At 45.8% G+C, this 25,685-nt stretch carries 21 protein-coding genes and 3 pseudogenes; 12 read left to right on the top strand and 12 right to left on the bottom strand.

Annotated features, from left to right (window positions below):
• Positions 1-12: 12 nt before the first annotated feature.
• Positions 13-1,578, bottom strand: a complete 1,566-nt coding sequence (locus ACRRSY_RS15050; protein ID WP_432464725.1) for an alkaline phosphatase — start codon at positions 1,576-1,578, stop codon at positions 13-15.
• 10 nt (positions 1,579-1,588) lie between these two features.
• Positions 1,589-1,834 carry an alkaline phosphatase gene (locus ACRRSY_RS15045; protein ID WP_432463591.1) on the bottom strand — a complete coding sequence of 82 codons (246 nt, stop codon included), beginning with the start codon at positions 1,832-1,834 and terminating at the stop codon, positions 1,589-1,591.
• A 316-nt stretch (positions 1,835-2,150) separates the two neighbouring features.
• Here ACRRSY_RS15045 and ACRRSY_RS15040 point away from each other — a divergent pair.
• Both ACRRSY_RS15040 and ACRRSY_RS15035 read left to right on the top strand, forming a co-directional pair.
• Positions 2,151-3,180 (top strand): annotated as a pseudogene (locus ACRRSY_RS15040) (transposase).
• Positions 3,181-3,539: 359 nt separating this feature from the next.
• A pseudogene (locus ACRRSY_RS15035) lies at positions 3,540-4,569 on the top strand (transposase).
• A 245-nt stretch (positions 4,570-4,814) separates the two neighbouring features.
• Here ACRRSY_RS15035 and tatC read toward each other — a convergent pair.
• The 4 genes from tatC to ACRRSY_RS15015 form a co-directional block, all read right to left on the bottom strand.
• Positions 4,815-5,558 (bottom strand): twin-arginine translocase subunit TatC, encoded by a 744-nt coding sequence (gene tatC, locus ACRRSY_RS15030; protein ID WP_432463590.1) that lies wholly within the window; start codon positions 5,556-5,558, stop codon positions 4,815-4,817.
• Positions 5,555-5,863 carry a Sec-independent protein translocase protein TatB gene (tatB, locus tag ACRRSY_RS15025; RefSeq protein ID WP_432463588.1) on the bottom strand — a complete coding sequence of 103 codons (309 nt, stop codon included), beginning with the start codon at positions 5,861-5,863 and terminating at the stop codon, positions 5,555-5,557. The genes tatC and tatB overlap by 4 nt, the downstream gene beginning before the upstream one ends.
• A 2-nt stretch (positions 5,864-5,865) precedes the next feature.
• The gene (gene tatA, locus ACRRSY_RS15020) at positions 5,866-6,081 is read right to left on the bottom strand and encodes a twin-arginine translocase TatA/TatE family subunit (RefSeq protein WP_432452432.1); all 216 of its coding nucleotides are present in this window, start codon (positions 6,079-6,081) and stop codon (positions 5,866-5,868) included.
• A 74-nt stretch (positions 6,082-6,155) separates the two neighbouring features.
• Positions 6,156-8,198: a PhoX family protein gene (locus tag ACRRSY_RS15015; protein ID WP_432463587.1), complete on the bottom strand. Its 2,043-nt coding sequence runs from the start codon at positions 8,196-8,198 to the stop codon at positions 6,156-6,158.
• A gap of 779 nt (positions 8,199-8,977) precedes the next feature.
• Between ACRRSY_RS15015 and ACRRSY_RS15010 the strand changes: the two genes are divergently transcribed.
• Together ACRRSY_RS15010 and ACRRSY_RS15005 are read left to right on the top strand one after the other, a co-directional pair.
• A complete protein-coding gene (locus tag ACRRSY_RS15010) occupies positions 8,978-10,207 on the top strand; it encodes a hypothetical protein (protein ID WP_432463586.1) in 1,230 nt (409 codons plus the stop codon).
• 36 nt (positions 10,208-10,243) lie between these two features.
• Positions 10,244-10,602 (top strand): annotated as a pseudogene (locus tag ACRRSY_RS15005) (transposase); the annotation flags it as partial.
• Positions 10,603-11,018: 416 nt separating this feature from the next.
• On the opposite strand, the gene ACRRSY_RS15000 reads toward ACRRSY_RS15005, so the two are convergent.
• From ACRRSY_RS15000 to ACRRSY_RS14975, 6 genes are all read right to left on the bottom strand, one after another.
• The gene (locus tag ACRRSY_RS15000; protein ID WP_432463585.1) at positions 11,019-12,254 is read right to left on the bottom strand and encodes a MalY/PatB family protein; all 1,236 of its coding nucleotides are present in this window, start codon (positions 12,252-12,254) and stop codon (positions 11,019-11,021) included.
• A gap of 35 nt (positions 12,255-12,289) precedes the next feature.
• Positions 12,290-13,042: an amino acid ABC transporter ATP-binding protein gene (locus ACRRSY_RS14995; protein WP_432464724.1), complete on the bottom strand. Its 753-nt coding sequence runs from the start codon at positions 13,040-13,042 to the stop codon at positions 12,290-12,292.
• Positions 13,043-13,089: 47 nt separating this feature from the next.
• Positions 13,090-14,010: an amino acid ABC transporter permease gene (locus ACRRSY_RS14990; RefSeq protein ID WP_432463584.1), complete on the bottom strand. Its 921-nt coding sequence runs from the start codon at positions 14,008-14,010 to the stop codon at positions 13,090-13,092.
• A gap of 73 nt (positions 14,011-14,083) precedes the next feature.
• A complete protein-coding gene (locus ACRRSY_RS14985; protein ID WP_432463583.1) occupies positions 14,084-14,938 on the bottom strand; it encodes an ABC transporter substrate-binding protein in 855 nt (284 codons plus the stop codon).
• 269 nt (positions 14,939-15,207) lie between these two features.
• Positions 15,208-16,185 carry a LysR family transcriptional regulator gene (locus ACRRSY_RS14980; RefSeq protein ID WP_432452440.1) on the bottom strand — a complete coding sequence of 326 codons (978 nt, stop codon included), beginning with the start codon at positions 16,183-16,185 and terminating at the stop codon, positions 15,208-15,210.
• A gap of 225 nt (positions 16,186-16,410) precedes the next feature.
• Positions 16,411-17,304 carry a LysR family transcriptional regulator gene (locus ACRRSY_RS14975; RefSeq protein ID WP_432463582.1) on the bottom strand — a complete coding sequence of 298 codons (894 nt, stop codon included), beginning with the start codon at positions 17,302-17,304 and terminating at the stop codon, positions 16,411-16,413.
• A 265-nt stretch (positions 17,305-17,569) separates the two neighbouring features.
• Here ACRRSY_RS14975 and ACRRSY_RS14970 point away from each other — a divergent pair, with 265 nt between their 5' ends.
• The 8 genes from ACRRSY_RS14970 (at position 17,570) to ACRRSY_RS14935 (ending at position 25,646) form a co-directional block, all read left to right on the top strand.
• Positions 17,570-18,550: a DMT family transporter gene (locus ACRRSY_RS14970; protein WP_432459736.1), complete on the top strand. Its 981-nt coding sequence runs from the start codon at positions 17,570-17,572 to the stop codon at positions 18,548-18,550.
• Positions 18,551-18,820: 270 nt separating this feature from the next.
• The gene (locus ACRRSY_RS14965) at positions 18,821-19,810 is read left to right on the top strand and encodes a transposase (protein ID WP_432459735.1); all 990 of its coding nucleotides are present in this window, start codon (positions 18,821-18,823) and stop codon (positions 19,808-19,810) included.
• 518 nt (positions 19,811-20,328) lie between these two features.
• Positions 20,329-20,955 carry a helix-turn-helix transcriptional regulator gene (locus ACRRSY_RS14960; protein WP_432452444.1) on the top strand — a complete coding sequence of 209 codons (627 nt, stop codon included), beginning with the start codon at positions 20,329-20,331 and terminating at the stop codon, positions 20,953-20,955.
• Positions 20,952-21,404 carry a hypothetical protein gene (locus tag ACRRSY_RS14955; protein ID WP_432463581.1) on the top strand — a complete coding sequence of 151 codons (453 nt, stop codon included), beginning with the start codon at positions 20,952-20,954 and terminating at the stop codon, positions 21,402-21,404. The genes ACRRSY_RS14960 and ACRRSY_RS14955 overlap by 4 nt, the downstream gene beginning before the upstream one ends.
• A gap of 108 nt (positions 21,405-21,512) precedes the next feature.
• The gene (locus ACRRSY_RS14950) at positions 21,513-22,052 is read left to right on the top strand and encodes a DUF924 family protein (protein WP_432459733.1); all 540 of its coding nucleotides are present in this window, start codon (positions 21,513-21,515) and stop codon (positions 22,050-22,052) included.
• 109 nt (positions 22,053-22,161) lie between these two features.
• Positions 22,162-23,886, top strand: a complete 1,725-nt coding sequence (locus tag ACRRSY_RS14945) for a L,D-transpeptidase family protein (protein WP_432463580.1) — start codon at positions 22,162-22,164, stop codon at positions 23,884-23,886.
• Positions 23,887-24,183: 297 nt separating this feature from the next.
• Entirely contained in the window at positions 24,184-24,618 is a 435-nt protein-coding gene (locus ACRRSY_RS14940; protein ID WP_439033328.1) for a YcbK family protein, read from the top strand.
• Positions 24,619-24,830: 212 nt separating this feature from the next.
• Positions 24,831-25,646, top strand: coding sequence for a phosphate ABC transporter substrate-binding protein (locus ACRRSY_RS14935; RefSeq protein ID WP_432463579.1), 816 nt, complete (start codon positions 24,831-24,833; stop codon positions 25,644-25,646).
• Positions 25,647-25,685: the final 39 nt, after the last annotated feature.

Genomic DNA, 25,685 nt, shown 5'->3' with positions numbered 1-25,685 from the left:
CTGCCAATTAATTTATTCAACGGCATTCGCGCGTTCAACCAAGTTGCTGGCAAAGTTCATGACATGGAAAATTTCATTCTGTTCCATGGTAGAGCGGATCAGGCTTGCGGCTGGTCCTTTGGCGTAAACCGGAACATCTTCACCGGCATGGGTTTCGCTCCCCATGGGCACGGCTGCTTGCTGCATGAAATCCAAGTCTTGTACTTTAACTTGGCTTAAGTCCGCTCGCGTGCCATCGCTAAATGAACCCGCTGCACCGGGGCCATTGGTATATCCAACGGTGGTGTAGGGTTTGTCATCTCCAGCCTTGGCGATGCTGCCATCTTGATTTTCCACTAGACCCAAAATCGGATTACCACGGCGGGGGTAGCCCGCGATAGTGAATACATGGGAGTGGTCGGCAGTGACAATGATTAGCGTGTCATCATCATTGGTTAAACTGTCGGCCATTGCCACGGCATCGGATAAGGCAATGGTATCTTTCAGTGCACGACTGGCATTACCGGCGTGGTGCGCGTGATCAATACGGCCTGCTTCTACCATTAGGAAGAAGCCTTGCTCGTTGCCTTGCATCATTTCAATGGCTTTTTCGGTCATTTCAGCGAGTGAAGGTTGGCTGGCACTACCATATTTTTCGCGGTCGGCTTCATAGTCCATATGTGAACTACCAAATAGACCCAGTAATTGGCTGGTATTGCTTGGGTCAACCGTGATGAATTGATCACGATTACTCACAAAACTGCCATTTGGATGAGCGGTCTGCCATGCTTGAGTTAAGTCTTGGTCAGAGCGTTTTCCACCATCAGTGGTGAGGGTAAAGTTGCGTAAACCGCCGCCGAGTACCACGTCTAGACCAGTGCCTACTTGGTAGTTAATCAGTTGCTTGGCGATGTCGCTACAACCCGCAACCACTTCGTTATCATTTTCCCAGTTGCGTTCTGGTACTTTGGCGTAGGTGGCGGCAGGCGTTGCATGGGTAATTCGTGCGGTAGAAACAATCCCAGCTTTCATACCTGCCATTTTGGCCAGATCGAGGGCGGTTGTCAGTTCTTTGCCTTGGGCGCTGGCACAATCGCCGCGGGTAGCGGTTTCGGCGATGCTAATCCCGCCAGCAAAACTTTTCACGCCAGTCATCATGGCAGTCATGGTGCCTGCAGAATCCGGTGTTTGAGCATCGGTATTATAGGTTTTAGATAAACCGGTGAAGGGGAAGGTTTCAAAACTAAGTTTATTTTCTTCGCCACCTGCCGGGTTATTGATTTGTCCTTGCAGGATCCGCGCAGCGGTGACTGTAGACATCCCCATGCCATCGCCGATGAACAAAATTACGTTTTTGGCTTTGCCTTGTGCGGTGCTTAAAGCGGATACTGCGGTGTCTTTTTGCCAAGCCATTTTCGCTTCGGCAACGGCTTTAACGCCAGCATTGTACCAGCTGTTAATTGCTGTTGGATTGGCGCTCTCGCTGCTAGGGGCAACCCATTCGCTGCGCTGTACAGAAGCGCTGTTGTTATCGTCGTTATTACAGGCTGTGAGGACAAGTGTCGAACTGACTGCAATGGATAAGGCTAAATAATTCAGTTTCATGGTCTTACTCCTTACCTATATAAGCGTTGCCGCCCAAGGCCGCTGCTTGGTTAATGGCGTGAAAGATTACACTTTGTTCAATCGCACCTTGAAGCAGGTAAGATTGAGGTCCCATCGCAAATACGGCGACATCTTCACCGGAATGGGTTTCACTCCCCGAGGGGATTAACGCTTGCTGCATAAAGTCGGTGGAGGTGGTATCTATAGCGCTGAGATCGCTACGAACACCTGGAATTATTGAGACACCCATTCTAATTTGCTAGTACTGAAAACATTCTTAACCGACTTCAAATGCCACTAGAAAGCTGGCCAACATCAAACACAGCATCAAACAAGACCCACTGTACTGGTCAACCCAAACTGGACACTTTTAGTTGAGAATTCTAAGGAATTATTGAGACACCCATTCTAATTTGCTAGTACTGAAAACATTCTTAACCGACTTCAAATGCCACTAGAAAACTGGCCAACATCAAACACAGCATCAAACAAGACACCCACCCAACTAACAAAACGTTTGCAATGGTTTAAACTATCAATAGTCATTTATTTGGGGAGTTATCATTATGCCTCGGCCAAGACGCTCGCAAGTGAGCTTATCGGATACACCTTACTATCATTGTGTTTCGCGTTGTGTTCGACGGGCGTTTCTGTGTGGCGAAGACCAGCAAATCGGCAAAAGCTAAGAGCACCGCCGCCAGTGGGTCGAAGATTATTTGCTTAAGCTCGCAGCGGTGTTTGCCATTGTTGTTTGTGTTATGCAGTCATGAGCAATCACAGCCATGTGGTGTTGCATATTGATAAGGCTCAAGCCGAAGCGTGGTTGATAGATAAGGTGCTAGAGCGCTGGCATCGTTTGCATAAAGGCACCTTACTGGCTCAGATGTCCCTTAATCCAGACTTACGCTCAAAGCTCGATGAAGTGCAACTGCAAGCCGTTCACACCATTGCAGAAGTCTATCGCGCTCGATTCTATGACTTGAGCTGGTTTATGCGCTATTTAAATGAACATATTGCTCGAGAAGCAAATAAGGAAGATAAATGTACGGGACGTTTTTGGGAAGGCCGCTTTAAATCCCAAGCGCTACTCGATGAAACAGCGCTTGCGGCTTGCATGGCTTATGTCGACTTAAATCCAATTCGCTCAAGTATCGCCGCAACGCCAGAAACCTCAGCCCACACCAGTATCAAATGGCGTATTCGGCAAGCCAAGCAAGGCCAATAGTCCAAAGTTCTGATGCCCTTTGCGGGTCACCCTAATGAAACCATGCCTAAAGGCCTACCCTTTGAACTACAAGATTACCTGCAATTGGTGGCGCTTACAGGTCGAGTCATCAGAAAAGATAAACGCGGTTATATTGATGATGTGCAAACGCCTATTCTGCAACGCTTACAAATTGATGAAGAAAGCTGGTTAGCTTTGAGTACGGGCTTAGAATATCACTTTGCTAGCGTAGTAGGGGCAGGGCAATCACTGCGACATTATAAGCGCCAGCATAATCACAACGGATTAAAGGGATGGGTGCAGCTAAACGCTGGTTTGATGTTGGCTATACATTGATAACCTCATATCATTCTCTCGGAGTCGGTATTTAAGCTTCTCCCTAATCACTGTAGCTATCCGCTTGCACATTGTGGATTTTTGCCATAACAGCAGATATTAAAACTGCTATTTTAATATCTGCTGTCTTTTGGTTCGTTTTGTTCACCGCTTGGCATGATTTGGAGCGGTGGTTTGTTTTTGGCGAAAGAAATTATAACTTCTTATCATGTCGCTCAAAAAATACTCACGAAAGAGCAACATGCCCTAGTGTTTACTTGAATGCCCCTTGCAGACTGCGTTTAAGCGCTTACGTGCTTAGCTTAGCCAGCATCAAACAAGACACCCACCCAACTAACAAAACGTTTGCAATGGTTTAAACTATCAATAGTCATTTATTTGGGGAGTTATCATTATGCCTCGGCCAAGACGCTCGCAAGTGAGCTTATCGGATACACCTTACTATCATTGTGTTTCGCGTTGTGTTCGACGGGCGTTTCTGTGTGGCGAAGACCAGCAAATCGGCAAAAGCTAAGAGCACCGCCGCCAGTGGGTCGAAGATTATTTGCTTAAGCTCGCAGCGGTGTTTGCCATTGTTGTTTGTGTTATGCAGTCATGAGCAATCACAGCCATGTGGTGTTGCATATTGATAAGGCTCAAGCCGAAGCGTGGTTGATAGATAAGGTGCTAGAGCGCTGGCATCGTTTGCATAAAGGCACCTTACTGGCTCAGATGTCCCTTAATCCAGACTTACGCTCAAAGCTCGATGAAGTGCAACTGCAAGCCGTTCACACCATTGCAGAAGTCTATCGCGCTCGATTCTATGACTTGAGCTGGTTTATGCGCTATTTAAATGAACATATTGCTCGAGAAGCAAATAAGGAAGATAAATGTACGGGACGTTTTTGGGAAGGCCGCTTTAAATCCCAAGCGCTACTCGATGAAACAGCGCTTGCGGCTTGCATGGCTTATGTCGACTTAAATCCAATTCGCTCAAGTATCGCCGCAACGCCAGAAACCTCAGCCCACACCAGTATCAAATGGCGTATTCGGCAAGCCAAGCAAGGCCAATAGTCCAAAGTTCTGATGCCCTTTGCGGGTCACCCTAATGAAACCATGCCTAAAGGCCTACCCTTTGAACTACAAGATTACCTGCAATTGGTGGCGCTTACAGGTCGAGTCATCAGAAAAGATAAACGCGGTTATATTGATGATGTGCAAACGCCTATTCTGCAACGCTTACAAATTGATGAAGAAAGCTGGTTAGCTTTGAGTACGGGCTTAGAATATCACTTTGCTAGCGTAGTAGGGGCAGGGCAATCACTGCGACATTATAAGCGCCAGCATAATCACAACGGATTAAAGGGATGGGTGCAGCTAAACGCTGGTTTGATGTTGGCTATACATTGATAACCTCATATCATTCTCTCGGAGTCGGTATTTAAGCTTCTCCCTAATCACTGTAGCTATCCGCTTGCACATTGTGGATTTTTGCCATAACAGCAGATATTAAAACTGCTATTTTAATATCTGCTGTCTTTTGGTTCGTTTTGTTCACCGCTTGGCATGATTTGGAGCGGTGGTTTGTTTTTGGCGAAAGAAATTATAACTTCTTATCATGTCGCTCAAAAAATACTCACGAAAGAGCAACATGCCCTAGTGTTGTCCCTTGCCGGCTGCGTTTAAGCGCTTATATGCTTAGTTTAGCCGTGTGCTCTGGCGTGGTGTTAATCCAGCAGCGGCTAGCCAGTATGCCTAGTTCAAATAACAAACACATCGGTATTGCGAGCAAGGTTTGCGAGATAATGTCGGGTGGAGTAAGTAGCATGCCCAATACGAAACTGGCTACCACCACGTGCGGTCTTGCTTTAGTTAAGTCGCTGACTTCGCAGAGCCCCAGTTTACAGAGCAGAAATACAAGGATGGGAATTTCAAAGGCCAGCCCAAAGGCCATGAACAGCGCCAGTACGAAGTCGAGGTAGCTACTGATGTCAGTCGCCATAGTAACGCCTTGCGGCGTAGTGGCGGTGAAGAAGCTAAAGGCTGCTGGCAGCACGACCATGTAGGCAAAGCTGATGCCTAGGTAAAATAACAAGGATCCCGATAGCAACATGGGGGCAAACAAGTTGCGCTCTTGTCGTTTTAAGCCTGGAGCAATAAATTGCCAAAGTTGATACAAGATCATCGGTACCGACAACGCGACGGCGCAGAACAAAGTGAGCTTGATGGGGGTAAAGAAAGGAGTCGCCACATCGGTGGCGATCATACTGGTGCCTGCTGGTAAGTAGCGCATTAAGGGGCTGGCGAGTAGCTGATAAATGTGGTTTGCAAAGTACACTAAACTCACAAAGCAGAATATTACCGATGCTAGCGCCAGCAATAGGCGCTTGCGTAGTTCTACCAGGTGTTGCACTAAGGCGCGGTTGAGACTCATGCCTGCTCCTTGATAGCAGTATTAGAAGATGGGGGGGCTTGATTTGGTTGGCTCTCGCTCGCTGCACTTTTTCGAGGCCGCACTTTGGGGCTGGCTAGCGGCTGTTGCGCTTGCTTTATCCCCTGATTCAGTTCTTCTAAACCCAATTCAGACTCTAGTGTTGCGCCCAGCTGACTCATCATCTGTTTGACGCGTCGCCAGCCTGAAAACACATTGCGCAGGGTGTCGGGTAGGCGCTGCGGGCCAATGATTACCAGGCTCACAACGGCAATAAGGCTAAGTTCCCAAAAGCCGATATCAAACACTTTTAGCTACCTTGCTGTTGTTTAAGCTCTGCGCTTTCTGCGGTGGTCTGCTTGGTTTGGCTAAGCAAATCTTGGTCTTTATCTTCAGCCATCGCTTGCTTAAAGCCTTTGATGGTGGAGCCTAGATCGCCGCCTAGTCCGCGTAGGCGCTTGGTGCCAAATAGCAATACGACGATTACCGCGATGATGGCTAGCTGCCAAATACTAATTCCTGCCATGTTATTTCCTTAAGGTTTGAGTTGTTTAAAATAGGCAGGCCATAAGGCCTGCCTAGTGACGCTAAATGGGCTGATTAAACCCCTAGTGGGCTGCCATCGTTTTTGCGAATGGCAACCAGAGCCGCGCGAGGGCGAACGTTTACTCCGGTCGGCGTGGCTTCGGCAGCATTGTTACTGTATGGCCAGTTACCTGGATGTTGAATCGAAACAAACATGGTGGTGTTGTCGGGGGTGATGGTGAAACCCGTGACTTCACAGCCGTTGGGTCCAACAAAGAAGCGACGTAATTCGCCTTGGTTGTCGGCGTTAATGGTATCCAGATTACCTTCATTGTCAGTGAGCTTAGAAGGCACTACCGCTAACATTTGGTCGTTAGTATAGTTAGTGACTTCACTGGCACCGTTGTCGGTTTGGATCCACAGTATGCCTCGCTCATCGAAGTTCAAACCATCTGGGCTAGCAAATTGGTTAAACTCATTCAAACCAGACAAGTTAGTTGCCGCATCGCCGTTGGCGTCTGAGCCAAACACGAAAATATCCCATGTAAATTCGCTCACCGTTTCACCTTCGTCCCAACGGATCACATGGCCAAACTTGTTGTTTAGGCGTGGATTAGCAGGGTTGGTGCCAGTGGTTTCGTTACGACGGGTGTTGTTGGTGAGTGACAGATAAACCGCGCCAGTGATCGGGTCTACGGCACACCATTCTGGACGGTCCATTGGGGTGGCACCCACTAAATCGGCGGCTCCCGCGGTATTGAGGATAATGTCTTCTAAGCTGTTGAAATGATCGCTTAGGCTCGCACCGTCTTTGGTTGCGCCATCCATACTTAATGGCAGCCAGCTACCGACGCCCTCTGCGTCAAACTTAGCCACATACAGTGTTCCTTCGTCCATGTATTTGTTACCCATGGCTAAGCGGTCGCTCGCGTTCGCATCGCTTGGATCCCAAGCTGCGGCTGAAACAAACTTATACATATACTCGAAGCGCGAATCGTGGCCAGAATAGAAGCTGATCGGTTGGCCTGCTTTTAGCTGACCAAAGGTGCAGCCTTCGTGGCGGAAACGACCTAAGGCCGTACGTTTTACTGCGCGTGAGTTTGCGGTGTAGGGGTCAATTTCCACAATGAAACCGTGGCCGTTGGCTTCGTTGCGGTAGTCATCCATGGCGCTGTTACCACTTGGTGTGATGTTAAAACGAGAGAATTCATCGACTCGCTCTGCTGCATTACCCGCAAGGGTTTCCCAGCCATAACGACCGGTGCCTGCAGTGGTAATGCCAATGCGCTCTTGGTCGGCGCTAGTGGTGCCGGTGTTGATGAAGTAGCCCGGCCAGTTTTCTTCACAGGTAAGGTAAGTGCCCCAAGGAGTATAACCGTTACCACAGTTGTTTAAAGTGCCACGCGCTTGGCTGCCATCGGGTGAAAATGGCGTTGCCAATTTATCCGAGTAAGCAAGTGGGCCTGAAATATCCATGGTGGTGGCGCCAGTGTAACGGCGGTTAAGTGGATCATTATCTACCACCATCCATTGGCCGTTATCTTGCTGCTGAATTCGCACTACCGCAACGCCGTGGGCATTAATTTCTTTGCGCACTTGATCAACGCTGCTACGAACACCGTTAGCATCGGCATCGCTGCCATTAGGATGCAGAGCGTTTTGGTCGATGTATTCGTGGTTAACACATAACAGGCCGTCGCTACCAGAGTCATTTAAGGGGAAGAAGTGCAAGCCGTCGTGGTGCATGCCCATGGCATTCTCTTGATCTACGGCATTGTTGCTGCCGTCAGCTTGCCAAGCCGAGGCTCGGTCGGTAAGCGGTTGGCCCCATGGCGCTAGCACTTGTGCGCTATAGCCTTCTGGCACACTCACGGCATCGGTTTTGGAACCAGCAATGGAGTTAAAGCCTAACTTGGCTGTAGACACTGCGGGTGCAGCCGTATTACTGCTGCTGGAGTTACAACCCGCTAACCCAAAGGCGCCGAAAGTGGCCATTGCCCCCAAACCCAGACCGCCTTTTAATACGCTACGACGCGCTAAGTGGGCTTCTAATACTTGGTCAAAATCTGGATTATCACTTTTGTTAAAGCGAGTCGGGTTAAATATTTCCTTGCTCATTTCTCTCTCCTGAGTCGTTGTTTTACGCTGGTTTAATCCATACGAGTGCGGAGTAACATAGAAAAGCTGTGTGACAAAAACTTTACCGAAATGTGAAGTAAATTGTTTTCGCTGTGTTTAGGCTGTTAATTGTTTGCTTTGTTTTTAGTGGTTTCGCTTAGTTATTTCAACATGAGTGGCAAGGCCTAAGAGAGCCCGACACTTTTTAGGCAAAAAATGTGACTAAAGCATAAGAATTAACATTTATGGCTAAAGGCACGTGCGACTCGGCAGGAATTCAAGCAAGAAGCTGTTCATTCAATTGTTGTTCAGGGTTATGCCATCGCAGAATTGGCAGAACGTTGAGGTGTTAACGCTAAGGCGCTGTATCACTGGATGCGTATTTACGCGAAACCATCGAAACATAGTTTACAGGAGCAAGATCTTCAGGGTGAAGTCGCTAGGCTGTAGCAAGGGCCTAAACGCACACAACAAAAGAAGCATCTTAAAGGAAGTCTCCGTGTTCTTTGCAAGCGAGTTAAAGAACGCTAGCTGTTCATAAAGTCTCGTGACAATCACATAGTCAGCCATTCCCATTCACTAGTAAAATGCTGTAAGTGGCTGCTTGTTTTTATTTCCACTGTAAGTATACCGTTTGGTGGGATCCCATCTTTCCGCAAATGCATGACCATCTTTCACGCATGGTCAAAATGGTGATTGACTGGTATGCTGTTGATAAATTTGAATATTAAAAGGTATGTGAATTTCTGTGGTGCGTGATAGGTGGTAACTTCGCATGCGTGAAAGATGGGAATTTGCATATTAATATACTGTTAGGTTTTTTATATATGACGAATTTCAATAAAAAAGTTTTAAATCCAGGAAGTGACATTAATCCATTTGTAGCTATGGCAGAAGCAGGTGTGTCACCAAGTGAAATTAAGGATTTTGTCATATCAGAACTTTCACCATACTTTGAAAATATTGAAGTTGTCAAAGACCTTTCGGTAGAGATTTTATCTCCTGAAGTTATTAATTTGTACAATGTAAGATTACAAGATGATGAACATTTATTGAATTACGTTCTTGGAATTTATAGAAACGCAAAGAGTAAAAATAAAGATTCCTCGTTTCAAATTTGTGCTGATAGTGAGCAAGCAATTAATGACGGTTTATCTCATTATATGAGCCTTTTTTTGATGGAAACACCTAAATCTGAATTAGGCCTTCATGAATATACACAAGATATGTTCAAAATTATTGGATCTGTTATAGAGGCTTGCCTAAAACCTTTTCTATTTGATTTATTGCGACAACAGAGAATTTGTCGGAATAAAAATTTCAATATTATAGAGTCTCCAAAATTAGGGGTTATGGTTCAGGAACTTTATGACACTATTGAGAAAAAAGAATTAATGGCCCCAAACCCTTGGGGAATTCGTTTAAGTCAATGGAGAAATATTGCACAACATCATAATACTAAAATAGATAGAAATTCTATTGTCTGTAGTTATGGGGAAGGTCAAAATCGTAATGAGGTGACTTTGTCTAGGGACAAGTTGGGTGACTTAACTCAGAAGATAATGTCGATTTTTAGATCAATAAAGTTAGCTCGTACAATTTTCTTTATTGATAATTTAAAGGAGATTAAACCTCTTATTACTGACTTGAATATGAGAGAAGAAACGCGATTACTCTCTTTCACCACGGCTGTTTCAACCCAAGGTTTTAAGTTAAATAATCTAAACTTGACTGACGATTCTGCGACTGCTGAAATTGTTGATACACAAGAGGCAAGTCAACAAAGGTTGATTCATGCAAGTCAATTTCTAGTTCCTTTGTGGTTTGATACAAAAAGAAAAGAGTTGGTAATTGATTACTTGAGTAATTGCGGTGAAAGTATCGCAAAGTTTTCTGTTGCAGGTTCAGCTTGCGAAAACTTGACCACAGAAGTGATTGATATAGAACAGTATATCAATTTGGTGGAGTTTAACGTTAAATGTTCTGGTCTAATTCCATCGGACACTTAATTTTGAGACAGTATGTTAATGAATTAAGAGGTCTATATGAGTTTGAAAAAATCACACAAGAGTTATCCACAAGAATTTAAAGATGAAGCGGTACTAATGGTGTTGGAGCAAGGTTACAGTGTTGCTGATGCTGCAAAATCTCTAGGGGTTGGCACTAGCCTGCTTTACAAGTGGAAAGAAAGGTACGAAGTCCAACGGCAAGGCATCACCCTAGAAGAGTCTGAGCGTGATGAACTCAAGCGATTACGCAAAGAAAACAAAGAATTACGCATGGAGAAAGAAATACTAAAAAAGGCAAGCGCCTTCTTTGCGAAAGAAATGAAGTAAAATGTCGCTTCATTAAAAAACACTCAAATCAGTTCCCTGTTGCGCTGCAATGTCGAGTCATGTGCGTACGAATTATTGAGACACCCATTCTAACTCATTTATTGAAATGTTTAAGTGGATGTCTTGTTTTCAATATTGCGCCCGAGTTCAGTGAGAGACCATTTGTCGCCATCTAATAGTGATGTAGTGGTAACCATCAGAGAGTTAAGGCGTTTTTTGTGAATATTCGGGCACAGCTCAATACCAGAATTATTAAGACACCCACTCTAACTCGTGGGACTGAGTAAAGCGCATAGACAGCCATGCCAATCAGCTATTGAATTGTTTAAGTGGATGTCTTGTTTTCAGTCGTAGTAAAGCGCATAAAGGGACAAAATCACATAGACACCCATTCTAACTCATTTATTGAAATGTTTAAGTGGATGTCTTGTTTTCAGTCGTTGTTTTCAGTCGACGATAACCGGACATCCAGTTTCATTGCTATTTAAGCATCATGGGTCTGGCGCTGTCGCCATGCTGTAGAGATGCGATTTAAGCCCTCAGAGAGGCAGGCTCGAGTGGTTGCCAGGTTGAAGCGAACATGGCCTTCTCCCCCTGGGCCAAGGGAAGCTCCCGTCACCAGGTTCACTTGTGCTTCGGTTTCGAAAAAACGCTGAAGCGCTGCATCTGTTAGTCCCAATGCGCTAAAGTCCAGCCAGGCAAAGTAGGTGGCCTCCGGTTGAGTCGCGGTTACCAGTGGCAGATCTTGAGCAAGTTTACTTTTGAGCCGTTTAAAGTTCCCCTCGATGTAGTGCATCAGTGCCTCACTCCAGTGGTCACAGTCTCGGAAGGCGGCTTCGGTCGCGGCTTCTCCAAAGATACTGCCGCCGTAGCCCAGGTTACTGCGTTTTAGGCCCCGTGAATAGGCGGCTTGCAAGTGTTCGCTTTCGGCGATCATCAGTGCATGTTTAAGCCCGGTGGTATTGAATGATTTGCTTGCTGAGACCAGAGTGACGCTATTGAGAGATGCCTCGTCTGATAGGCTTGCAAAGGGGGTGAAAGGCACGCCCTTATAAAGAAGGCCGCAATAAACCTCATCCGTAACAACGATTAAGCCATGAGCCAGACAAAACCTATTGAGTTGTTCTAGTTCTTCTCGGCGCCACACGCGACCGACAGGATTATGCGGACTGCACAAAAGAAAAAGTTTGCTACGGGGTGTGACGCAGCGAGCAAGATCTTCGAAATTCATTTCGTAATGCCCATTGCGTTTTAGCAATTGGTTCGGCACGGCGACGCGGCCGCTAGCGGTGATCAGCTCTTCAAAAACATGATGAACTGGCGTTTGGTACAGAATTTCGTCGCCGGGTTCCGTGAGTTCCTCGATCAATGACTGCATCGCCGGATAGACACCTACATTACTTGAAATCCAATCCTTGTCGATTCTCCAGTCAAAATGTCGTTCGAAATATTCGATAACGGCATCGAAATAGCTATCGCGCTTGCTTGGGTAGCCAAAATGCTTGTTTTCGACGACTCGTTGCATCGCTTGGTTGATGGCAGGCGCTGCTGCGAAATCCATCTCGGCGGTACCAAAGCAAAGCAGATCCGGATTGTTGGTTCTGGCTATCTCGGCCTCCCATTTTTTGGTGCTGAGATAGGTTCGGTCTATCGGGGTATCAAAACCGTAGGGGTCGTCCACCGAGGTCTGAAAATTATTTTTAGATAATTTGCTTGTCATATTAAGCCTATAGTAAACCTTTAGGGAAATGCGAATTAGAGAACTCTAGCGAGAAATTCACGGGTGCGAGGTGATTGTGGCTTGTCTATCATTTCCCGTGGTTGTCCGCTTTCGACAACGACACCGGCATCCATGAAAATTAACTGGTCTGCGACTTCGCGAGCAAAACCGATTTCGTGTGTCACAACCACCATGGTGATCCCATCTCGAGCGAGATCCTTCATCACATCTAGAACTTCACCCACCAGCTCCGGGTCGAGCGCCGAGGTGGGCTCATCAAAAAGCAGTACCTTGGGATTCATTGCCAAGGCTCGAGCAATCGCGACACGCTGTTGTTGGCCGCCTGATAGCTGACGCGGGAAAGCGTCTCGCTTTTCTGCCAGGCCCACGCGAGCGAGCAGGGCTTCGGCATGGGCCCGAGCGTCGGCAATGGGTTGGCGGCGTACCTGTACAGGTGCCTCCATTAAGTTTTCAAGCACGGTCATATGTTGAAACAGGTTAAATTGCTGGAATACCATGCCGATTTCTGCGCGTCGCTGGCAGATTGCCGCAGGCGGGAGTTCGTGTAGCTTTTTGCCATCAAAGCGGTAGCCGACAAAATCCCCATCAACCAGCATGAGGCCGGCGTTTATCTCTTCCAGGTGATTGATGCAGCGCAGCAATGTACTTTTACCAGAGCCTGATGGGCCAATAATGCAAGCAACAGAGCCTGTTGGTACGCTTATATCAACGCCCTTTAGTACTTCAAGATTACCGTAGGATTTATGAATACCCGCAGCGTACACCATGGTATTGCTTGGTACGCCGAAGGTTTCTCTATGGTTAGTTGGAGCTTTCATATTTGGCTACTCTTGCTTCGTAAGGATAGGATCTGAGCTATGAAGCCCTTGCTGTGGCTGCGCTCTTCACGGCCGAAATAGCGTTCTAGATACGATTGTCCCATCGACATGAGCGAGACGATGAGGAGGTACCAGAAGGTGACAACGATCAGCAAGGGAATGGTTTCAAAGGTCCGAGCATAGATGGCCTGAGCAGAATAGAATAGGTCACCTACAGCGATGATGCTCACCAGTGAGGTGGTTTTCAGCAGGTTGATCGTTTCATTTCCAGTCGGTGGAATAATCATTCGCATGGCTTGCGGGATAATGATACGACGGGTCAGCAGGCTTGGTGTCATGCCCAGACAGGCTGCGGCTTCGGTCTGTCCTTTGTCTATTGAATTGAGTCCGCTGCGAATGATCTCGGCCATATAGCCAGACTCATGAAGTGACAAGGCTATCGTCGCCGCGACAAACGGGGTCATGATGTCGTTGGTGGCCACCGAAAAGACGGTGCCAAGCCCCGGGAGCCAAAGCGAAAACTCTTTCACGAGAATGGCTAGGTTGTACCACAGAACCAGTTGCACTAGGGCCGGCGTGCCGCGAAAGAACCATACAAAGATCCGTGCGGGGATGGTTAGCAATTTGCTGGAGGACATCATCATCAGAGCTGCAATCAGGCCAATTGAGGTGGCAAGGAGCATGATCACAATGGTTAGGACGATGGTCATCCACAGACCCTTCACAATCATTGGGTGAAACAGGTATTTGCTCACAACTGGCCATTGAAGTTCAGGGTTCGAGATAGCGCCATTAATCAGAAAGGCCACGATGAGAACAGTTAAGATGCTGGCAATCACCCGGACAGGATGGCGCAGCGGAACGACCATCAGGTTTTCGGGATCAAGTTTTGGTTTCGGTGTATGGGAGGCGGACATGGCAGTCTCCTGGCTGATGGAGGATGAAACTTAACCCCGTCATATGAGGATGACGGGGTGCTTGTGAATCACCTTAATCGGCGAGTTGAGTGGCATTGGTGTAGATCACTGAAGTGTCGACGCCGGAGCTGGTGAGACTGTAGCGACGAAGGATATTGGCATAGGTGCCGTCAGCGATAAGCTTATCAAAAATAGCTTTCATCATATTGGCGGTCTCGGTATCGCCCTTGCGGATCGCAACGCCCAGAGGCGAGGGCAGCATCGCGTCTCCAACCACGACTTGTTTGCCGTTGGTGGTTTTTTCAAAATACCCGGCAGCCGTCGAGTCGTCGAGCCTGGCGTCTACGCGACCAGAGATGACCGCTTGGATGGTGTCCTTTTGTTCGGGATAGAGCGCCTTATTGACAATTTCTAAACCGGCTACGGTACAGATTTCGGAAACTTTGTCTGCTACAAAATCGGCAGCGGAGCCAGTTTGCAGCGCAATCGTTTTGCCGCAAAGGGCGTTGTCCATTTTAAATGCGGCGGCTTTGTTAGGCGTGGTGACCACGACGACCCCAGATTGCAGGAATGAGACAAAGTCTACCTGCTTTAAACGTTCTTCGGTGACGGTGAAGGTTGCCCAAGCTACCTTGTTCCTTCCCGCAACTAAGGCTGGGATCTGGTTGGAAAAAGGCATGGTTTGAATTTCCAGTTTGGCTTCCATCAACTTGGCCGCGGCGGTCGCAAGTTCGATGTCGAAGCCGGCGGCCTTGCCGTTTTCGTCGATATATTCAAAAGGAGCATAAGACAGGGTATTTGCGATGGTGAATTTGCCCGTCTGTTTCACGTCTTTTATTACGGTAATTTCTTGAGCGCTGACTTGACTTGTTATGGCGACCATGAAGATGGCGCTGAGCAGGGGGCTGATAGGTTTAAGTGAGATCATTTGGTTTTCCTTCCGTTGGATTAATTTGACTATCAAGCAAGCGAATACATAAATCAAATAAATAATTTTAATGACATTCATGCAAACCATGCATATAAAGCTTGCAGTTGATCACATAATGGGAATTTTGGTGACTGATTTTTATCTAAAATTTGCAAAAGTAAACTAGGGATGGAAATCACCTTGAAGGGCGTAAAGACGATGCTTAAGCAAAACTAATTACGGTGAACCTTTAAGTCTTTCCCTTAGATTGAAGAATTATGTAAAGCTTAAAGCTTAAAGCGACGATAGGCGGCTTGCTTACCTTCTCGTTGCTTCTCTACAACGGAGCGCAGCAGGCTTCGGAACCAAATATGTCCAAGGTCGTTTTCCATCTCATGCTCATAGATAAGCGACAGGGTGACGTCGGGTAACGAAATCGGCGGGGGCAGGATGCGGATTTCGCTTTCCTGCGATAATACAGGCAAGATGCCGTCGCCAAAGGTGGTGAGTAAGTCTGAGCCCTTGATGACCCAAGGTGCGACGAGGTAATGCGGCACAGTTGCCACGATATTTCGAGACTTGCCCATATTTTTTAATGCATTATCGGCTAATCCTGGCGAGATTCCGTCTGCCGATATTTGTAAGTGCTGAGCAGAAAGATAGCCTTCCAGATTCAGGTGGTCGAGCTTTTCATTGCCAGCCCAGCCGGCGCAGACCATTTTATCGCGAGCCAATTCGACCACTCTAAACATGCCATCTTTCATCGTTGAGTTGCCAATGATAATACCGTCGACTTGCTTATTTCTTAACGAAGATGCTGCGTCATTTTCCCGTTCATGTATCGCGTTTAGGCTTGCATTTGGTGCTTCGATTGAAAAGGCCTCAATTAAGCCCGGTAGGAAAGTAACGGCAGTATAGTCGTTCACGCCAATCCGGAAGTTCCGCTGTGTTTTGCTTGGCTTAAATTGTAAATGCTGGTCTATCGCTGCGCGGATTTGCGAGATCGCTTGGGAAATTGCGGGCCAAAGTTCCATTGCTCGCGGTGTTGGTAACAAGGCTCGAGACTCTCGAGAGAACAATTCATCGTCTAATAATAGCCGTAGCCTTGCCAGAGAGTGGCTTATGGCCGGTTGGGTTCGATTTAGACGGGCAGCCGCTAGTGTCACGCTACGTTCTTGCATAAGGACATCAAAGACCCTGAGCAGATTGAGATCGATTTGCTTCAAAGCGTCTTCACTTCTGGCACTTGGAGGAAATTCTGTCATTACTTGTGACCTAATATGCACTATTTCTATTTAAGATGTCATACTGATTATATTTATGCATATTACAAGGTGAAGCAAGCCTTTTATCAAAAACACCGGATAGTTGGTACTTCATAAGACACCTCAAAACCCTCCAGCGAGTAAAACAATAGTCGTTATCTAAAGCGACATAAAAGGCCACCTATCCCAACTAGTGCTTACTTGGTAGAAAAGGTTGGGATGTTCTTATTGCTTGCTCCCCAGACGTTCGACTAAAAAGTCGATCAAACTACGCAACTTAGCGGACGGACGAGTATCTTGGTGATAGGTAAGGTACAAGGGTGTTGGCTTATAGGACCAGTCTGGCAATACTTGGACTAGATGGCCTTGAGCAATGTCATTTATTAAAACATAATCGGGTTGCATCACGACACCACAGTTATTGATCGCGGCCATTCTGAGAGCATCCCCCTGATTGGACATAAAGCGTCCATGAATATACACCTGAAAGGTTTCATCTTTAGGTCCTATTAAGTCCCAGCGATCCTGACGTTGCCAGTATGATAGGCCCAGACAGCTGTGATGACTGAGCTGATTTGGATGCTCGGGCATACCATGCTGACGGATATAAGCTGGAGACGCGGCCAGTATCCTGCGATATGCGCGTAAGGGGCGTGCAACCACACCGGGTTCACATATCTTGCCAATCTGAATGCCTAATTCGTAATTGTCATTACTAAGGTTTGAAATTCGATTATCCAGATTTAGTATCACGTTCACATCTGGATTTTGTTCCATATAAAGGCTCAGCTCTGGCACTAAACATTGACTACCAAAACTGACCGGGGCAACCATTCGTACTAGGCCTTTTGGTGCCGACTGTAATTCTATTGCGCTATTCTCAGCATATTCAACTTCAGCCAATACTCGAAGGCAACGTTCAAAATAGAGTTGACCGACTTCAGTGAGATGTTGTCGTCGAGTGGTTCGGTGTAATAACCGAGCCCCGATCCGTTCTTCCACTAATCTGATCTGCTTGGCTACCATGGTTGGCGACACGTTACTAGCCGCGGCTGCGGCGGTGAAATTTCCGCATTCCACCACTTTGACAAACATTTTCATCCCAGAAAGTACACTCATGATTAAGAACCTACAGGTTTTAAATCAATCAACTTAACACGTATTTATCATGGGTTTGGAGTTAAATATAATAAATTTTCATCACCCATTGGGTGGCTTCTGAGTGACTCATTGCTAGTCCAGATCAAAACCACAGATAGTCAACAGATGGTTGTTGTATTGGCTAAACAAACGATCACGTAGAAATATTGTTTCTGCACGATTCTTCATCAACAACTGGGTGTGAGTCATCTGAACATGCCTGAAGCGAGAAATGAGATATAAAATGAAAAATTCATATTCGATGGGCGTAATCTGCTGTCTTATCGCGACCTTTTCTTGGGGAGCCACATTTCCAATCATGACCAGCGCACTGATACACATTGATCCTTATACATTTACCACGCTACGCTATGGCTTTGCTGGTATCGCGTTAGCCATCGCACTATGGCTACGAGAAGGTGAGCAGGGACTGAATCTGAAAGGGGAGCGCATTGGGTTGGCTTGGTTACTCGGCTCTGCCGCTTTTGTGGGGTTTGGTTTTTTTGTGTTTTTAGGTCAGAAAATGGCGGGAGAAACTGGCGCATTAACAACCTCTATCATGATGGCAACGATGCCAATGTTGGGCATTTTGGTGAATGGTGTCTTACGAAAAGTAGTGCCTCCGACGATTTCTATAGGGCTGATTATGATGTCATTTTTTGGCGTAATGACCGTGATTACAAAAGGCCATTACGCTAGTTTGTTTGATTCTCCCACCAGCTATAAAGCCAATGCTTTCATTATTTTTGGTGCACTGTGTTGGGTTATATATACCGTAGGGGCCTCGTTTTTTCCTCGCTGGTCACCGCTTAAATATACCGCATTGACAACTTGTTTGGGGATGACCAGCGTATTGGTGATAAATGGAATATTATATGCCAGCGGTGTGGTTGCTGTGCCGACGACTAGTGCCTTTGTTTATGTGATTCCCCATGTTTTTTATACCGCTATTGTGGCTAGTTTCATCGGGATCCTATGTTGGAATATTGGTAACAAGATTCTGACGCCACTTAATGGTGTTTTATTTATGGATATTGTGCCTATTACCGCTTTCTCTATCTCAGCGATGATGGGAATAAACCCTGGCTTTCCTGAAATCGCTGGGGCCAGTATCACAGGAGCGGCACTGATTCTTAATAATCTCTATCTTCGGTATCGCGTGACACCTAAAAATACGAGGCTCTCGGTTCGCAATAACAGCGAGATAAGTAAACAGCCATCCTAATTCAGTGAGTAGCAGGCGGCCCTATCAAGTAGATATTTAGTGGCAAGTATCAGAGTACTATGGAGTTTTTTGTGAATTTTCGGTGCATTCCGATCAGTCATTTCGTGACAAATTATTGAGACACCCACTTTAACTCTTTGCAAATAGCAAATAGCAAATAGCAAATAGCAAATAGCAAATAGCAAAATGGAAATAATTAGACATCCACCCCAACTAGCCAAATGCCAGTAATAGTCTAAACTATCAATAGTGTTTTTTGGAGTTATTGCCATGCCTCGGTCAAGACAGTCGCAAGTGAGCTTATCGGATACACCTTATTATCACTGTGTTTCCCGCTGTGTTCGGCGGGCTTTTTTGTGCGGTAAAGACCAACACACAGGTAAAAGCTATGAGCACCGCCGCCAGTGGGTGGAAGATTATTTGCTGCAACTTACTGCAGTTTTTGCCATTGATGTCTGTGCTTATGCAGTTATGAGTAATCATACCCATGTGGTATTGCACATTGATAAGGCTAAAGCCGAAGCCTGGTCCATGGATGAAGTCTTAGAACGCTGGCATATTCTGCATCAGGGCACCTTACTGACTCAGATGTACCTCAATTCTGAGTTACGTCCAAAGTTAAGTGAGGTGCAACTACAGGCCATTCACGCCACCGCCGAAGTGTATCGGACTCGCCTCTTTGATTTAAGCTGGTTTATGCGCCATTTAAATGAACATATTGCTCGAGCTGCCAATAAAGAAGACCAATGTACCGGTCGTTTTTGGGAGGGGCGTTTTAAATCTCAAGCGCTTTTAGATGAAGCAGCCCTCGCAGCTTGCATGGCCTATGTGGATTTAAACCCGGTTCGCTCAAATATAGCGAGCACGCCTGAAACCTCGGACCACACCAGTATCAAACAGCGCATTCAGCAAGCCAAACAAGGTCAGCAACCCAAGCCGCTAATGCCCTTTGTCGGTAACCCCAGAGAAACCATGCCTAAAGGCTTGCCTTTCGCGTTACAAGACTACCTGCAACTGGTGGAACTTACCGGTCGAGTTATCAGAGAAGATAAACGCGGTTATATCGATGATGCACAAGCGCCCATTTTACAGCGCTTACAAATCGATGAGGAAAGCTGGTTAGCCTTAAGCACGGGTTTAGAGCATCACTTTGCCAGCGTGGTTGGGGCAGGGCATTCACTAGAACGCTATAAGCGTGAGCACAATCAACAACGAATTAAAGGCATGGCAGCTGCCAAGCGCTGGCTGGATCTAGGTTAAGAACTTACAGGTTCAATTTCATTGACTCGCGAGTGATTCAGGTTATCTAGGCTAGCTGTGTCTTCCGTCTCGCTGATTGCCAGTTTTTATTATCCCCCTCTTTATTAATACTGAACTTTTCAACATCAAGCTGCCTTTACATGGATGAAATGTGATGTTTATTGCTTAATGGTGGCGGTTAAAGTGACTTTAAGAGTGGATTTTAAAATGGCTGTCTTGTTTTGGAAGAGTCTCGTTTTAGGAGGCTTAAGCATTTCGATTGTTTTCGAGCTTTATAAAGCCTTAACTTTACAAACTCTAGGCGAATGACAATAATCAGTTGATGTTATAGCCAGAGACCCATTATGAAAACCACAGATAGCATCTTGTATGATTATTAAAATGGCTGTCTTGTTTTGGAAGAGTCTCGTTTTAGGAGGCTTAAGCATTTCGATTGTTTTCGAGCTTTATAAAGCCTTAACTTTACAAACTCTAGGTGAATGACAATAATCAGTTGATGTTATAGCCAGAGACCCATTATGAAAACCACAGATAGCATCTTGTATCGAATCAAAAGTCGAGGTGTGCAAACGGTTAAAATGCTGGCTGAGTACCTAGACATTACAACCATGGGGGTGCGCCAGCATTTACAAGCACTAGAAAAAGAAGGTTTGATCGAGCATTTTGATAAGAAAGTGAAAGTAGGTCGGCCGACTCGGTATTGGCAATTGACTGAGGGGGGACATGGTCGTTTTCCCGATTGCCATAGTGACTTGAGCGTGCAACTGCTTGGTGCGGTACAACAAGTATTTGGTGAACAGGCGATTGAACAGTTGCTGGCTCATCGCGAGCAGCAAAGCTTTAATATTTACCAAACTTTGTTAGCAGGTGAGCGCAGTTTAGAAGACAAGCTAGAAGCTTTGAGTCAAAAGCGGGGCGCTGAGGGTTATATGGCAAATTGGCAACGTGAGGGAGAGCACTACTTGTTCATTGAAGATCATTGCCCTATTTGTGTTGCCGCTAGTGAAAACCAAGGTTTGTGCCAGTCTGAGTTAGCGTTACTGGCAAAGTTGTTCAGCAATTGCCAAGTCGAGCGGATTGAGCACATCGTTGAGGGGGCTCGTCGTTGTGCTTATCGCTTAAGCCCTATAGAAGGCGAACAATGACCTTTACACTGCAGCTACCCAAGGTCAGCCTTGGAGCCACTCTATATATTGTGAGTTTTTTATCTCAAGCTTGTGAATTACAAGCAATTCCGCCAGCGCAAGTGCAGCGGGGCTGCGGTTGCAGTTATTACTTCCCTGCAAAACCACCACTGCCACCGAAGATTGTGCTGCAAACCCAATTGGATGGGCTACAGCCAAGGATGATGCGTGAAGGACAGCTGGTTGAGTTGTGGGGGGCTAAAGCGCGTCCCTTATACACTCAGCCGGGTTGGGTTAGCGAACAAAAATTTCGCTATCAGGCAACCTCAATTAAGCTTTATAGCGAGCTTCGTCGCGGTTGTACTTGGGGTGAAGCGGGTTGTGAAGTTCTGGGTTATTTGAGCCAACTTGCCATGGCTGACAATTACCAGCAATGTCAATGGTTGGTGCAAGGGGATTGTGGCTGCTAGGCTCACTGATGATTGAGCTCTGCGTTTGAGTGTTTGGATACTTTTCTCAATCTTTAAAATGAGCGGGTAAACCCGACAAAGCCAGCTTTTTAAGCTAGAGAGGATTAGATGGAATATCAAGCGATCCTTGAGTTTTGGTTTGAACACTTACAGGCAGAGCAGCGATTTGTGATTGAAGCGAGCGTTGATCTGCAAATAACGGAAAGTTATAGTGGGCTACTGCAAAGCGCTAGTTTTGCGGAGCTATGGGCTTGGCGTGATAGTGCTAAGGGGAGTCTTGCGGAAGTCATTGTATTAGACCAATTCTCTCGTCATATTCACCGAGGTTCTGCCCAAGCTTTTGCTTGCGATCCGTTGGCATTAGCCTTGGCGCAAAATGCGGTGGCGAAGCAATTTGATCAGCGGCTAACACCAACGATGCGTGCATTTTTATATATGCCCTATATGCATAGCGAATCTTTAGTGATCCACCAACAGGCGGAACAGTTGTTTCATCAACCCGGTTTGGAGCAACAGTACCAATTTGAATTAAAGCATAAAACCATTCTCGAGAAATTTGGACGCTACCCCCATCGTAATCAAATTTTGGGTCGGCAGTCGAGCGCAGCTGAATTAGCATTTTTAGCAGGGCCTAATTCATCTTTTTAGGATTCTCAAGCACTTAAGCTTCTGCTTGCGAAATGCATAGCATTTTTTAAGCATAGCGACTGGCTTACACGCTATGCTTAATTAATATCATCTCATTCAGGAGTGTTGGGTGAAAAGCGTAGTCATTGGACTGGGAGTCTATTTATTTAGCCTACATTTATATGCCGCGGTGAGCCTATTAGCGCCAGAAGAACAAGCTGTAGTACAGTCAAATACACTTGAACAAGCGGGGATGGTTGAATTAAAAGGCGGGGCGGCAGTGATTGCCACTAAGGTTGACGATGATGTGGTAAGCCAACGTTTACTCAGCCGTTTAGATTGGCCTCAGGCTGGTGGGGCATCGCAGAGATGGTTAGCCAATCGTGCTGATAATTATCAATTACGCTATCCTCAGCTGCAACAGCGTATCTATGCTTATCATCCTCAGGCGCTTTGGTATGGTTATGCCCAAGCGCGTAAGGCGCGAGACCAACTACAATGGTTGCTGTTTGAGCTCAGCCTGGCGGGTGCTCCAGAACAAATAAGCCGATGGCTGGTTCAGCTAAACATTATCGATAGTAGTGATGCTCAATGGGAGTCTTTATACACCGATGCATTTCTCGGTGTAATTGCCTGTTATCAGCAGTTGATGGCTTTGGATTATTCGCAAAGTATGGCTTTGAATCATATCGCAGAATTGCCGTTACAATTGTTTATCGATCAAGCCTGGATAGCAAATCTTAATCAGCAGCAAGTTTATCAGCAAGTCATGACTTTACGGGGTGAACTAGACATTGAGCGGCTGCGTTATCGCCAACAAATGTTGTATTGGCTTAATGTGGCTCAACAGCGTACCGAAAACACCCGTATTGCAAATGGTCCTTTAATTCGTTTAGGAGATTCCGATCCTCGGGTTCCTTTGATCCGGGAGCGTTTAATTGAATTTGACTCTAATCATCAATTGCTTGAGCAGAATTTGCCATTATTCGAAAGTGAAACTTACAATGCTTTGCAACGTTTTCAGCAGCAACATGGCCTAAAAGCTGACGGTATTGTGGGTAAAGACACATTGTATTGGTTGAATTTTCAACCGCTAGAGCGCTCAAAAATGCTTGCAAAAAACTTACTCAGGCAGCAGCTTTTGGAGCGTTTTTTGGTGATGCCTCCAAATCAACAACGGATCGTGGTAAATGTGCCTGCCTATCAAATGAGCTATATCGACCAAGATATCGAATTGTTTCGTTCTAAAGTTGTGGTGGGTAGAGCGTCTCGTGCGACACCATTATTAGTGAGTGAAATCAGTAGTGTGGTGATTCATCCCTATTGGAATGTGCCCAGAACCATCGTCCGTAAAGATATTATTCCTAAACTGCGCCTCGATCCCAGCTATGTGCAACGCTTGGGCTTTGAACTATTTGACTATCAAGGTCAGGCGGTTGAACCGGAGCAAGTGGATTGGACTCTGGTTAAGGATACCGGAAGATTTCCCTATCGAATGCGTCAGCGGCCAGGCTCCGCAAATGCGTTAGGGAACTATAAATTTTACTTTGCCAACCAATTTGCGGTTTATTTGCATGATACGTCTTCCCCTGAGCTGTTTTCTGAGTCACAACGCGCGTTTAGTTCTGGCTGTGTTCGGGTTGAAGCTGCTGAATCATTGGCAGAACAACTACTCAAGCAAGATGGTTATAGCCAACGTTATAAGCAGTCACTCATGGCAAAAGGTGAGCCTAAATGGTTACCTTTACGAAAACGAGTTCCGGTTTATTTGGTGTACTTTACTTCTTGGTTTGATAGCTCAGGTAGCTTGAATTATCGCAAAGATATTTATAATTTCGACCCGCAGATAGGCTGATAACAGCGCTGAAAACATCTTTTTAAACAGCTTGTTAGCTTACCTTTACTTAAACTTTAGCTCACTAAAAAATCATTTATTGTAGTGATTTGTTTGCTTTTTTTGGTTGTTGTCGGTATTTTACACCAAATTGATGTTTTTTTAATCCGTTTGAGGTAAGTGTAAATGTTAGACCGAAAGTTAAATAGGCGGTCATTGTTATTGGGGTTGGGCGCTGGATTTATCGGTCTTGGGATACCAAAAAGCTATGCAAGTTCTAGTATTGCCAGAGAACTTCCGGGAACACGCGTTTTAAATATGAACAACTTACATACCAATGAAAGTTGTGAAGTCTGTTTCTGGAAAGATGGTCAATTTCAAGAGAAACAAGTTAAACGTTTAGATAATTTATTGCGTGATTTTAGGCGCAACGAAATTATCAATATGGATAAATCTTTATACATGCAGATGGCCTTGTTACAAGAACGTTTGGGTGGGGAAGTCTTATTTGAAATCATTTCTGGCTATCGCTCTCCTGCTACCAATGAAATGTTACGCAATAGCACCACAGGCGTCGCTAAAAAGAGTTTTCATATGACCGGACAAGCTGTTGATGTGAGAGTCAAAAATGTCGCATTGCATAAGGTTCACAGCGCCGCTTTAGAGTTGGGTTTAGGTGGGGTTGGCTATTATCCAAATAGTGGTTTTGTGCATATCGATACTGGTCGAGTCCGTCATTGGCGAGGTTCTTAATTTGCGATGAGCGCAAGAATGAATGTTTGCGCTCATGCATATATTATATATCTATATTTCATTTTTTCTTTCTTATTTAGTTTATAAAACCGCCTAAGCTGCACAATTCCTGTGTAATATTCTGTTTGTAATATTTCTGTCACTTTTGCTTGCTTCAATGCATCCGCCTTAGACAAGTTGTTTGTCATTATTTAAATGCAAAGAGAAATATTATGAGAAATAAGTTAATCACAGCGTTAAGTATCGCATCTTGCCTATTGGCAACCAATGCTTATGCCAGTAATACAGTGACGGTGTCAGGTTCAACTTCTGTATCTGGTATTATGGAAATATTGGCCGAAAACTACCAAAGCACTCACAATGATGTGGTTGAAGTGCAAAGTACCGGCTCTTCGGCGGGGATCCGTGCTGTTAAAGAAGGGACAAGCATGATTGGTATGTCTTCTCGTGAAGTACAAGATGACGAACTCAATGCTGATACTAAGAAAGTTGTGATGGCGCAGGACGGTATTGCAGTGGCCGTAAACAAGGCCAATGCGGTTCAAAATCTAAGCATTGAACAAGTTAAAAAAATCTACTCTGGTGAGATTAAAAACTGGCAAGAAGTCGGTGGCGCCGATCAAGCGATAGTTGCGGTCACTCGCGAAGTGGGTTCCGGAACTCGTGGTGCCTTTGAAGATATTATGGGGCTCACTCGAAAAATTAATGGGGTAACGGTTACCGCTATTTCCCCTCGCGCTCAAGTGGCCAGTGGCAATGGTGCCATTAAAACCTTAGTGGCGAATAACGTCAACGCTATAGGTTTCATTTCTCTTGGTTCGGTTGATGATTCTCTTACCGCCCTAAATATTGAAGGTGTCGCCGCAAACAAAGCCAATATTCAAGCTGGTCATTACGAAATTGCCCGTCCTTTTATTCTGTTAGTCAATACAGACCCCGCACCAGAAGCTCAGCAGTTTGTTGATTACATTATGAGTGATGCCGGCCAAACCATTGTTGCTGAACACGGCTACATCGAAGTTAACTAGGTTTTCCTTTAAAAGCTTAACAAAGGGGCATGAGTATGC

Origin of the sequence: Agarivorans sp. QJM3NY_33 (genome assembly GCF_050870865.2) — a bacterium.
GTDB lineage: Bacteria > Pseudomonadota > Gammaproteobacteria > Enterobacterales > Celerinatantimonadaceae > Agarivorans.
This window is presented reverse-complemented; position numbering and strand designations above follow the sequence as displayed.